At 64.4% G+C, this 11,817-nt stretch carries 11 protein-coding genes; 9 read left to right on the top strand and 2 right to left on the bottom strand.

All coding sequences use genetic code 11. The features are described 5' to 3' along the window. Nucleotides 1-16 precede the first annotated feature (16 nt). Nucleotides 17-1,192 carry a DNA replication/repair protein RecF gene (gene recF / locus BSZ36_RS15340; RefSeq protein ID WP_179271215.1) on the top strand — a complete coding sequence of 392 codons (1,176 nt, stop codon included), beginning with the start codon at nt 17-19 and terminating at the stop codon, nt 1,190-1,192. A 10-nt stretch (nt 1,193-1,202) separates the two neighbouring features. After that, entirely contained in the window at nt 1,203-2,720 is a 1,518-nt protein-coding gene (locus BSZ36_RS15335; protein ID WP_094550513.1) for a M48 family metalloprotease, read from the top strand. A gap of 99 nt (nt 2,721-2,819) precedes the next feature. Here BSZ36_RS15335 and BSZ36_RS15330 read toward each other — a convergent pair whose 3' ends face one another. Continuing rightward, the gene (locus tag BSZ36_RS15330; RefSeq protein WP_094550511.1) at nt 2,820-3,236 is read right to left on the bottom strand and encodes a MaoC family dehydratase; all 417 of its coding nucleotides are present in this window, start codon (nt 3,234-3,236) and stop codon (nt 2,820-2,822) included. A 218-nt stretch (nt 3,237-3,454) separates the two neighbouring features. Between BSZ36_RS15330 and BSZ36_RS15325 the strand changes: the two genes are divergently transcribed. The 3 genes from BSZ36_RS15325 to BSZ36_RS15315 all read left to right on the top strand — a co-directional run bounded on the left by BSZ36_RS15325 (nt 3,455) and on the right by BSZ36_RS15315 (nt 6,892). After that, nucleotides 3,455-6,040, top strand: a complete 2,586-nt coding sequence (locus BSZ36_RS15325; RefSeq protein WP_218827702.1) for an efflux RND transporter permease subunit — start codon at nt 3,455-3,457, stop codon at nt 6,038-6,040. 233 nt (nt 6,041-6,273) lie between these two features. Further along, nucleotides 6,274-6,513 carry a hypothetical protein gene (locus tag BSZ36_RS15320; protein WP_094550507.1) on the top strand — a complete coding sequence of 80 codons (240 nt, stop codon included), beginning with the start codon at nt 6,274-6,276 and terminating at the stop codon, nt 6,511-6,513. Nucleotides 6,514-6,583: 70 nt separating this feature from the next. Beyond that, nucleotides 6,584-6,892 carry a hypothetical protein gene (locus tag BSZ36_RS15315; RefSeq protein WP_218827701.1) on the top strand — a complete coding sequence of 103 codons (309 nt, stop codon included), beginning with the start codon at nt 6,584-6,586 and terminating at the stop codon, nt 6,890-6,892. Nucleotides 6,893-7,008: 116 nt separating this feature from the next. Here BSZ36_RS15315 and BSZ36_RS19520 read toward each other — a convergent pair whose 3' ends face one another. Then, entirely contained in the window at nt 7,009-7,182 is a 174-nt protein-coding gene (locus tag BSZ36_RS19520) for a hypothetical protein (RefSeq protein WP_179271214.1), read from the bottom strand. A gap of 153 nt (nt 7,183-7,335) precedes the next feature. Here BSZ36_RS19520 and BSZ36_RS15310 point away from each other — a divergent pair, with 153 nt between their 5' ends. From BSZ36_RS15310 to BSZ36_RS15295, 4 genes are all read left to right on the top strand, one after another. Then, nucleotides 7,336-7,797, top strand: a complete 462-nt coding sequence (locus BSZ36_RS15310; protein ID WP_094550503.1) for a hypothetical protein — start codon at nt 7,336-7,338, stop codon at nt 7,795-7,797. 66 nt (nt 7,798-7,863) lie between these two features. Then, nucleotides 7,864-9,237, top strand: a complete 1,374-nt coding sequence (locus BSZ36_RS15305) for an alkaline phosphatase D family protein (protein ID WP_094550501.1) — start codon at nt 7,864-7,866, stop codon at nt 9,235-9,237. A gap of 107 nt (nt 9,238-9,344) precedes the next feature. Then, the gene (locus BSZ36_RS15300) at nt 9,345-9,824 is read left to right on the top strand and encodes an SxtJ family membrane protein (RefSeq protein ID WP_143536924.1); all 480 of its coding nucleotides are present in this window, start codon (nt 9,345-9,347) and stop codon (nt 9,822-9,824) included. A gap of 21 nt (nt 9,825-9,845) precedes the next feature. After that, nucleotides 9,846-11,702: a carbamoyltransferase family protein gene (locus BSZ36_RS15295; protein WP_094550497.1), complete on the top strand. Its 1,857-nt coding sequence runs from the start codon at nt 9,846-9,848 to the stop codon at nt 11,700-11,702. The last annotated feature ends 115 nt before the right edge of the window (nt 11,703-11,817 follow it).

Below are 11,817 nucleotides of genomic sequence, written 5' to 3'. Positions count from 1 at the left end.
GGCGGTACACAAGCGTATGCGCCTCCGCTCTCTTCGCCTCCATTCGTTCCGCGCCCACGCGGAGACCTCCATCGATCTCTCGCCCGGGGTGAACCTCTTCGTAGGGCCCAATGGGGCTGGGAAGACGAACCTCTTGGAGGCGGTTCACTACCTCTGTCTCAGCAAGAGCTTCCTGACCTCTACAGACGCGCACGCGGTGCGCCGTGGCGAGTCGTTCTTCGAAGTGGAAGGAGCGTTTGAGGGGGAGCGGCGCTCGGCGCTCAAGGTCCGGCTGGCCTTGCTGCCAGGGGAGGGGAAGCGAGCGTTCGTGAACGGCTCTGCATTGGATCGGCTCGCGGACCTCGTCGGTCGGGTGCCCATCGTGGTGCTCTCCCCAGCGGACCATCTGCTCACCGACGGCGGCCCAACAGAGCGCCGGCGCTTCTTAGACCAGACGCTGAGCCAGGCGTACCCGGTCTACCTAGACGACCTCCTGAAATACCGGAGGGCGCTCAAGCAGAGGAACGCGCTTCTCCTCCAGGTCCGCCGCGGAGCCCGTCACGCGCCCGGTACGATGGAAGCATGGAACGAGGAACTAGCGACCCTCGGCTCTCGAATCGTCAGCCGCCGCCGCCGGTTTCTGGAGCTCTTCCAGGGCTTTCTCCTCGACGCCTACCGGCTGCTCGACGCGACGGGGGAGGAGCCGTCCGCGACCTACGCACCCTCGGTTGCGCCAGAGGCCTCTGGCGATGGCGAGCCTGCGGAGGAAGACATGGACGCTTTTCGGAAGGCCCTCGCAAGAGTCGCACGGCGGGAGCGGGAGACCGGTCGCACACTCGTCGGGCCTCACCTGGACGAAGTCACCCTCCAACTCGATGGCTTTGACGTTCGGCCCTACGCTTCTCAGGGTCAGCACCGGACGCTCGGTCTCGCGCTGCGAATCGCGACCGGTCTGTTCTTGAGAGAACACTTGGACGAGCCCCCGCTTTTCCTCCTCGACGACGTGTTCGGCGCCCTCGATCCCGAGCGAACGCAGGCCGTTCTCGACCTCCTCACGTCCGACGCGGTGGGGCAAAGCCTCATGACGGCGGCTCGCTCCGAGCCCTTCGAGGGCACGATTGACTTTGCGGACCCGGAGCACTCTGCGTTCTCCGTCGTACGCGGAACTGTTACACCAGCGCTCTCCACCGAGCCTGCCTCTTTCCCTTCTTGATCTCACTTCTATGATCTTCCTTTCTCGTTGGCGCCAGAGGCTGCCATTCCTCGTCGTCTTTCTCGTCCTCTCGGGCTGCGGCGCGCAGAACGTCAACCTCGTAACCGGCGAGAGCCAGCGTGGTGCGTACTCCTGGACGCAACAGGTCCAACTCGGTGGGCAGGCCGATCAGCAGATCGTTGCTCAGTACGGTCTCACCACCAACGCGGGCGTCGCGGACTACGTGGACGAGCTCGGCAACGTGGTTCTCTCCAACGCCTTCGATGCCATTGAGCGTGCGGCGGCCTCTGGCGAGGTACAGCTCGATCGGGCCGCGTTTAGCGAGATCCGGCAAACGCCGTTCACGTTCCGTGTTCTGGACAGCCCGGTCGTGAACGCGTTCGCGCTTCCTGGCGGGTACGTGTATGTCACTCGGGGCCTGATGGCTCACCTCGACAATGAGGCTCAGCTCGCGATGGTCCTCGGTCATGAGATTGGTCACGTCGTAGCGCAGCATTCGTCTCGCCAGGCGTTCAAGGCGCAGCTCGGCCAACTAGGCGTCGTCGGCGCTGCGATCGGTGGCGCTGTACTTGGCGGGGGAGACCTCGCGCAGGGAATCCTGGAGTACGGAAGCCAGGGTGCTCAACTACTCTTCCTGAAGTACGGACGAGACGCCGAACGTGAGGCCGACGAGGCGGGCGTTGCGTACTCGGAGTTCTCGGGATACGATGCGGCGCAGGCCGCTGACTTTTTCCGGAGCCTGGGTCGTATTCAAGAGGCCGGCGGCGGCGCGCTCCCGAGCTTCCTTTCGACGCACCCAGATCCGTCGGAGCGTGAGCAGACCATCCCCCAACTCGCCTCGCTGTACGAGGGGACAATGGTGAACGCGTCCGAGTACCTCGCTGAGATAGAGGGCATGGTTCTCGGTGAGAACCCGCGCGAGGGCTTCGTTGAGAACGGCGTGTTCTACCACCCCGAGCTCGCGTTCCGCTTTACGGTTCCAAACGGGTGGCAGGTGTCCAATACCCGCCAGGCTGTCCTCATCGGGGAGCCCAACGGCCGCGCGATCCTTCAGCTCTCACTCGCGAGCCAGTCCAGCGCCGCTCAAGCAGCTCAGGAACTGAGAGGTCAGCAGGGGATCTCCGTGACCGGTCAGGAGAACTACTCCGCGAACGGAAACCCCGCCGTGCTTCTGGAAGGGCAGGCCGCTCAGCAGACAGGTAGCATCAGCTTCCTGGCCAGTTACATCGAGTACGGCGGAAACGTCTACGAGATCTTGGGCTACACGAACCAGCAGGGCTACCAGACCTACGCCCCAGAGTTCAGCCGGACGATGCGCAGCTTCCAGCGCCTCTCCGATTCTCAGTACCTCAACCGCCAGCCCGTCCGTCTGGACGTCGTGACGGTGAACCGTTCGGCTCCGTTCTCATCTTTCCTGAACGGGCGTGCAGACGTCCCGGGCTTGACGCCAGAGGGACTTGCCATTTTGAATCAGGTTGGGCTGAGTGAAACGATCCCATCGGGTACGCAGCTCAAGCTCCCTCGCTAAGCCGTCCGCTATTACGCAGTCGCGCCCGCTGGCCTCATCGGTCAGCGGGCGCTTTCGTTTCACGTGAAACGGTATCGGGCGGCCTCTAGCGCCGAAGTGCTACGCCTCCGGCGGGGGGATGACGACAGCTTCGCCTCCGACGCACATCTTGCCGTTCATGTAACAGTAGAGGCGGATCCGGACGTGCTTGTGGCGATCCATCTTCTCCGCCACCTTGACTTCGACGGTGATTTCTGAACCGACCGGTACGGGGCGGAGAAACTTTGCGGAGAGGGAGACCGCTACGGAGCCATCGCCAGGGAAGTCGCGGCCGAGGACTTTGGATGCGAGGCCAAGTAGGAACACCCCGTGGACGACGGGTTGCCCAAAGCGGCTCGCGGCGCCCGCCTCTTCGCTGATGTGGATCGGGTTGTCGTCGCCCGTCACGTCCGCGAAGGACTGAACGTCAGCCATTGAGACCGACCGTGTGAACGTGAATGTGTCTCCGACGGAAAGGGAGTCGTACGTGTGTGCCATAGTAGGGGAGAGGTGGTGGGGCAAAGATCGCTCTGCGGCACGGAGCGTTCACGCTGTCGCGGAGGTCCCCTGTTCCGCGCACCGGAGGGTATGCCTCTAGCGCCAGAGGCCGTGTGCTGAAGGGCGCGTACGGATTGTTTCATGTGAAACACCGTCTCTGATGGCGCGAGAACCGCTACTCTTGCCGTCTCAGCAGAGGCCATCGCCCGCCCGCAGACTTGCTCTTCCAAGCACTCCGTCCCCTCATTCGCTTCGTCGTTCGGCACCCCCTGTTCGTGGTGGTGGTAGCTCTGGCAATGACGGGCCTCGCGTTGACGCAGGTCGTCAAGCTGAATGTGAATGCGGATCTCGCACAGCTCCTCCCGGAGGACTACGAGAGCGTCCGAGCGTTGAACCGGCTCAAAGACACCGTCGGTGCAGAGAGCACAGTGGACGTGGCGATTCGTAGCCCGTCGTTCGATGCGAACAAGGCGTTTGCCGAAGCGATCATCCCCAAGGCGCTAGCGCTACGTCAAGGTGATGGGACCCCGGTGTTTACGCGGGTGGACTACCGGCGAGATGTCTCGTTCATCGAACGGAACGCCCTCTACTTCGCCACCAACGAGGAACTCGACCGGCTAGAATCATTCCTGCGTCAGAAGTCCCGGGAAGTGAGAGCCGCGAACGATCCATTACGGGTCGACCTCTTGCGACCCGAGACCGATAGCTCGCGCCGAGCGCAAGAGGAGAGCCTCAGTCGACTGAGGGGCGATCTCGAGTCGCTGAACCTTGGGGAGTACCTCGCAAGCCCGGACTCCACCACGCTAGCCATCCGCTTGTACCCCTCGGGCTCGCAGGCAGACCTGGGGTACGTCGAGGACACGTACCTAGCGATGGACAGTCTCGTCATCGCGATGCAGGCGGGACGCTTCCACCCGGAGATGGTGGTGACCAACGCGGGCCGCCTCTTGCGCCAGTCCGTCGAGGTTCGCGCGATCACGGAGGACGTGAGCCGGTCGTTCGGAGCCGGAGTGTTCGCCGTTCTGCTGACGGTGGCGCTGTACTTCCTGTACAAGACAACCCAGACGCGGACGGGCGGACGCTTCGTGCTGCGCGTACTGCTCAGCGAGATCCTCCGTACTCCTGTAACGGCTCTGCTCCTGGCGACCCCATTGCTCATGGCGCTCTCATGGGCGGGCGCCGTTGCAGCCATCACGTTCGGGACCTTGAACCTGATGACGAGCACGCTGGGTCTCGTGTTGTTCGGGCTCGGCATCGACTACGGGATTCACTTCTACGCTCGCTATACCGAGGAACGGAAGGCCGGGCGCGATGCCGCAGACGCTGCAGAGGAGACGTTCGCGAGCACCGGGCAAGCTGTGGCTGTCTCCGCGATGACGACAGCGTCGGCGCTGTTCGTGCTGATGATCGCGGACTTCAGAGGCTTCTCAGAGTTCGGGCTGATCGGCGGCATCGGAATCATCTTCGCGCTTGTCGCGATGCTCATCGTTCTCCCTGCGCTTCTGTCGCTGGCTGAGCGCTTCCGGATTCTCGACCTCCGTATTCAGGGAGAGGCGAGCACGTACGAACCGGATCGGCGCTTCCCGTTCTCGCGCACCATCCTCGGTGTGTGCCTCGCGATCGTAGCCGTCGCACTGCTGCTCCTTCCCCGGGTTCGGTTCGAGTACGATTTCTCGAAGCTGTCCCCGACCTACCCGGAGTACGACGAGAGGGCAGAAGCCGTCGCTCCGGTGTTTAGCGGAAGCAGCCGCTCAAACCCCGCCTACATCCTGGTGGACGAGGCCGACGACGTGCGCCGCGTCACAGAAGCGCTCAGCGACCTCGCCGGACGCGACTCACTCATCCTGGCGGTCGAGAGTTTGCAAGAGCGCTTGCCGACTCAGCCCCAGGGGATCGGAGCCAAGCTCGAAAGCCTCCGCGAACTCCGCACCGTTCTGGACGACCCCTTCTTAGCAGCCGACACCACCGGACAGGTGGCGCGATTGCGCCGAGCCGCTTCTGCAACGCAGGGGATTCCTCTAGACTCCGTCCCAGACTTCCTAACGCGCCCATTCACATCCAAAACTGGAGAGATTGGCAACTTCGTTGTCGTGTTCCCCAGTGGGTCGCTCTCCGATGGGCTTCGCTCGCTTCGGTTTGCTGAGTTGGTAGGTGAGGTCCGAACGGAAGAAGGAAAAACGTTCTACGCCGCGTCCACACAGCTCGTAGCGGCTGACATGTTGCGGCTGATGCAGGAAGAAAGTCCGCGGATGGTCGGGATTACGTTCTTGCTGGTGTTCCTCTTCGTCTGGCTCACCTTCCGATCTCTGAAGTGGTCCCTCGTCGCGATGGCGCCTCTGGCGGTCGGCATTCTGTGGATGCTGGGAACGATGGTGATCTCCGGAGTGACGCTCACGTTCTACAACCTCGTCGTGCTTCCTACCGTGCTGGGAATTGGGAACGACGGAGGCGTCCACATTGCGCACCGGTACCGGGAGGAGGGGAAGGGCTCCATTCGCCGCGTGCTCCGATCCACGGGCGAGCACGTCACGATGGGTGCGCTGACCAACCTCATCGGCTTCGGAGGATTGCTGCTCTCCTCACACCCAGGGCTCAGAAGCATCGGGCTTCTGGCGGTCGTCGGAATCGGCGCGACGATGGCGGCTACCCTGGTGTTCTTCCCGGCTCTTTTGCAGGTTCTCGAAGACCTCCGGTGGCTTGAGCCACGTCGGCGCCGGCGCCGCTACGAACTCCCGGAGTTCAAAGTCCGCCGTCCCACCTTCAAGCTCCGCTGGCGTCCAGGCGGGCAACCCGAAGCGGAGTAAGCGGCCTCTGGCGCCAGAGGCCCCGTGGAAAGGCAGCATCGAGGGGAGCAGATCTCGAGGCGCTCGTACAAAAAGGGACAGGGGTGGAGAGATCGTAGATCACGGAGACGGAACCCTGGCGTTCCGTTATGCGCCCTGGCTGAAGTGGTAGAGCCATTCCGCGAACGGCCCGAAGATTGGCACGGGATTGGTGAAGGACGTGTAAACGCGCTTTCCACCTTCCCCGCGCAACCATGACTACCGCTACCCAATCCCAGCCGCACGCCTTCGCCCTTCTCCTAGGGCAGTACATCTCGGGCGACGTCAACGAGGAGCAGATCACCTCGTTCTGCGACCTCGTGGAAACGACCAGCGCCTCTGCGGCGGAGCGGCTCGCATTCGCGAGCTACTACCTCGACGCCAAAACGGAAGCGGCCAAAGCGTTGCCGCGCGCAGAGGAGTGGGCGGAGATTGCGAACACCGCGCGCGCCTGACGGAACGGACCCCGGAAAGGTCGGTACGGCGGCAACCCCTCACGTTGCCATGCCGACCTGTCCAGACCACTTGCCTTCGACTCCCGGCGGACGCTACTTCGTCCACAACGGGATCCTCTGGCGTTGCTCCAACCCCGATCTCGACGACGACACGCGCCAGAGGCTCGTCAAGGACTTGATGTCCGCCCGGAGGGACGTTGGCACCGCCAAACGTTCTGGGGACGATGCAGCCGAACGTGACGCCAGAGGCCGCGTGCACGAGGCCAAGGTGGCTCTCGGCGAGCGCGGGCCCACGTGGTGGGATGGAGAGGATTACAACCGGATGAAGCCGGAGAACACACCCTACGCCGAATGGTGGACCGCCGTGCAGGCGTCGTAGATCTCGCCCGTACGTTAAGCGCTGCGCCGAACCTAGGGCCGAGCTGCCTAGCACAAGAACGGGCCCAGACGCATCAGCGTAGAGCCCGCCACAACAGCACGCTTAAAGGGTGCTGCTTAAAAGTCCTCGTCGAGGTCTTCGTCGTCGAGGTCTAGATCGTCGTCGCCGAAATCGAGGTCGTCATCGTCGATCTCAAAATCGTCGTCCATGTCCTCGTCATCGAGGTCCAGGTCGTTGTCGAGGTCATCCTCGAAGTCGTCGTCGCTGGAGAGCGAGAAGGGATCGGCCATGAGAGGTGGCGGCAAAGGATGGGGAAAGCTACACGAGCCGAAGAAACCGTCAAGGGCCGTGCGGGGTGAATCATGCAGGAAAGCACGCCTCTGGCGGGGGGAAGAGCGCCGCCGCGGGCGTACCTTCGCGGCCCAACGACGATAAACGACCAGATGTTCGACGAACGCAGCGCATATCCGCACCCCGACGAGTTCAAGGTGATGCGGCCCGAGTACAGCGACCAGGAGCAGGTGGACGAGGAGGGGAACCCGATCGAGACCGACCTGCCCGAGGCTGAGGGTGACGAGATCGTCGCCTCCATTACCATCGCGCCCTTCCGCGTGGTTGGCCGCAGCACGACGCGCCCCGGCGCTCGCCGCGCGGCGCTCTACGAGGCAGCCAAGACGTACCGTAACTACCACCCCAGCCACCGCGTGCGGAGCCCGTTCCCAGACGAGTTCACCGACGAGGACGGCACGTTGTGGAAGCGCGTCGCCGAGAGCAAGCGCCGCAAGCTCGGCGACTACACGTTCCTGCTCGACGGCGAGGACGAAGAGGACTCCGCCGACATCGAGCAGATGCTGGCCTGGGACGTTCGCCCCGCGCCCGAGTTCGAGGACGAAGACGAGGACTAGCCTCTGGCGTCCGCACCCCCATCCACGCCGCACCCGCCAGCCGGGCGCGGCGTTTTTTCTGATCCCATGTTGCACCGCGCTCTCCTCCTCCTGCTCGTCGCCTCTGGCGCCAGCGGCTCCGCTTTTGCTCAGGCCGATCCCAACGGGATCCTCCGCTCTGGACCCATGCTCGCCGACGTGACCCACCGCGGCGCCACCGTCTGGGTGCAGACCGAGGCGCCCGCACTCGTCGAAGTCACCACGGCCTCTGGCGCCAGAGGCCAGGCGCGGACCGCGCACGATGGCACGGCGAGCGTCGCGCTGTTCGGCATGGAGCCGGGCGAGACCACGACGTACACCGTCCGCGTGGATGGGGAGGAGGTGGTAACCGCGTACCCGCTGGAGATCACGACGCAGGAGCTGTGGCAGTGGAGGACCGACCCGCCCACGTTTACGCTCGCGCTCGGCTCGTGCTACTACGACAACGACACACCGTACGACCGACCAGATCGGGCCTACGCGGACACGCTCGCGTTTACCCGGCCCTACGGTGGGCCGACGACCATCTTCCGCTCGATCCAGCGCCAGAGGCCGAACGCGATGCTGTGGCTGGGTGACAACGTGTACCTCCGCGAGGTCGACTGGTGGAGCCCCGAGGGCATTGACTACCGCTACGCGAAAAGCCGAGAGGCTGCAGACTTGCAGCCGCTCCTCGCGAGCACCGCGCACTACGCGACGTGGGACGACCACGACTTCGGCCCCAACGACTCCGACCGCTCGTACATCCACAAAGAGGCCGCGTTGGAGACGTTCAAGCGCTTCTGGCCCAACCCGACGTATGGAGCCTCTGGCGTGCCGGGCGTGTTTACTCAGTTCGAGTGGGGGGATGCCGAGGTGTTCCTCTTGGATGACCGCTACCACCGTGCGCCCAACAGCGCGCCCGCAAACGAGCGCGAGTACCTCGGCGCGGAGCAGCTTCGCTGGCTGTTGGACGCTCTCACCGCGAGCCGCGCGACGTTCAAGATCATCGCCAACGGGGGACAGATCCTGAACCCGGTCCAGATCTTCGAGACGTACGCGGCTATCGCGCCGGTGGAGCGCGCGTACTTCCTCGAAGAGCTTCGCCAGAGGCAAATCGACGGCGTCGTGTTTCTCTCGGGCGACCGGCACCACACGGAGCTCATCCGCGTGGAGCGGAACGGGACGTACCCGCTCTATGACTTCACCTCCAGCCCGCTTACGGCCGGCGCCTCCACCTACGCCACGCGCGAGGACTCACCGGAGTTCGAGAACCCGGTCCGCGTGCCCGGCACGCTCGTCGCAGGCGTTTACAACTTCGGGACGCTCACCTTTAGCGGACCCCGTGAGACGCGGACTCTCACCATGAAGACCTTCGACGCCGCTGGCGACCTGCTCTGGGAGCACGCCGTCAACGCCACGGACCTCCGGACGCCTCGGTAGCCTCTGGCGCGGAGATGCCACGCGAAAGACGTTCGACCGGACTGAAGAGGGGAGAGCCGGCGCCCAGCGTGCCCGTAGCTTCGGCGTTCCCACCGCCAGAGGCTTTCATGCCCGCACCTCGCCCATCCCGACGCTCCGGCCCGTCGCCTCTGGCGATGGTGGCAGCCGAGGTGCGCGAGCTCGACGTGTCGGTCCCGGCGTTGCGGAAGTTTGGGCTCGTCGTCGGCGGCGTGTTCGCAGGCATCGCGCTGATCTCGGCGTGGCGAAACGGATGGGAGCTGACCACGCTCGCGCAGATCCTAGGCGGCCTCGGGTGCGCACTCATCGCGCTAGGAGCGGCCCTACCGGTGGTGTTGCGGCCGGTCTACAAGGTTTGGATGGGCCTCGCTTTCGCGATGGGCTTTGTCATGACGCGCGTGATCCTGACACTCGCATTCGTGCTCGTCATCTTGCCCATCGGCCTGATCCTTCGCGCGCTGGGCAAAGACCCTCTGACGAAGCATCCAGATCCAGCCGAGGACTCGTACTGGATCCTTCGCGACGCCCCGGCACCGTCCACGCCTGAGCGGCTCGAACGCTACTTCTAGCCTCTGGCGCCAGAGGCCCCTATGACCGTTCTCGGCATCTCCTGCTGGTACCACGACTCCGCCGCCGCCATCGTGCGCGACGGCGAGATCGTCGCGGCTGCACAGGAGGAGCGGTTCACGCGCCGTAAGCACGACGCGGGCTTCCCCACGCACGCTGTCGCGTACTGCCTCAGCAAGGCAGGCATAAGGGCTGAGGACCTGGACGCCGTCGCGTTCTACGACAAGCCGTTGCTCAAATTCGAGCGGCTGCTGGAGACGTACCTCTCGTACGCGCCGCGGGGGTTGGGATCGTTTATCAAAGCGATGCCGCTCTGGCTCAAGCAAAAGCTCTGGATCCCGGACCTGATCAAGAGAGAGCTCGGCTTGGAAGACAGGGAGAGCCCGATGCCCCTCATATTCCCTGAGCACCACGAGAGTCATGCCGCAAGCGCGTTCTTCCCGAGCCCGTTCAGCCGTGCCGCCTTTCTCACGACCGACGGGGTAGGGGAGTGGGCGACAACCTCGTGGGGTACCGCCAGAGGCAACGCGCTTCAGATCCATGGCGAGATCCACTTCCCGCACTCGCTCGGATTGCTCTATTCGGCGTTTACGTACTTCTGCGGGTTCAGGGTTAACTCTGGCGAATACAAATTGATGGGACTCGCTCCGTATGGTGAGCCGCGGTACGTGGACATCATCCGAGAGCACCTGATCGATCTGCGTGAGGACGGCTCGTTCCGGTTGAACATGGACTACTTCACCTACGCAGCGGGCCTCACGATGACCGGCCGCGCAATGGAAGAGTTGCTGGGCTTCCCGCGTCGCCAGCCCGAGGCGCCTCTGGCGCAGCGCGACATGGACCTCGCGCGGAGCATCCAAGAGGTCACGGAGGAGGCGGTGGTGCGGATGGCCCATCACGTCCACCGAGAGACCGGCGAGACGAAGCTGTGCTTGGCCGGCGGCGTCGCGCTCAACTGCGTGGCCAACGGTCGCCTCTTGCGCGAGGGGCCGTTCGACGACATCTGGATCCAGCCCGCTGCGGGCGACGCAGGAGGCGCACTCGGCGCCGCACTCATGGCCGCGCACCACTGGGGCAATGAGCCTCGAACCGCTGCCTCTGGCGACGGGATGCAGGGGAGTTACCTGGGACCGGCGCCAGAGGAGGAGGACATAAAGACGGCTCTGGCAGGCTTGCCTATCGAGACGTTCGCGACCGACGCTGAGGTGGTAGCGCGGACTGCCGAACTCCTGGCGGAAGGACAGACCGTGGGGTGGTTTCAAGGCCGCGCCGAGTTCGGCCCGCGCGCACTGGGCCACCGCAGCATCCTCGCTGACGCCAGAGGCCGGGAGGTGCAGCGGAAGGTGAACCTCCAGATCAAGTTCCGCGAGAGCTTCCGCCCGTTCGCGCCAAGTGTGCTCGCGGAACGCGCCGACGAGTTTTTCGACCTCGGAGGTGTAAAGGAAGAGAAGGGCGAAACGCCCGAGGCCTCTGGCGACGCGTCGCCCTACATGTTGCTCGTCGGTCCGGTGCGGGACGCGAAGATCGAAGGGGAGGGTCTGGAACGGCTCACGAGCATCGACAGCGCCGTTCCGGCGGTCACGCACGTGGACGGAAGTGCCCGCGTACAAACCGTCACGAAAGCCCGCAACGGGATCTACTACGACCTTTTGAAGGCCTTCGAAGCGCGCACCGGCTGCCCGGTGCTGGTCAACACGTCGTTCAACGTCCGGGGAGAGCCCATCGTGGGGAGCGCCGAGGACGCGGTCCGCGTGTTCCGCCGCACGCACATGGACGCGCTGGTCATCGGCAGGCACGTGGTGACCAAGGCGGCGATGCCGGAATCTGAGCAGGACGCGTTCACGCCGGAGGAGATCGCGGCGGAGTACGGCCTGGACTGAGCCCTACCGCGGCCTCTGGCGCAAGAGGCGCGTTCTCGTCGGTGTGCGAATCGCGCGCGTTCGGAAGCGAACCCGGCGCCCCGTCGTGCGTTGATCTACATTGAATGCGAGCGCC

Origin of the sequence: Rubricoccus marinus (genome assembly GCF_002257665.1) — a bacterium.
Classification (GTDB): domain Bacteria; phylum Bacteroidota; class Rhodothermia; order Rhodothermales; family Rubricoccaceae; genus Rubricoccus; species Rubricoccus marinus.
This window is presented reverse-complemented; position numbering and strand designations above follow the sequence as displayed.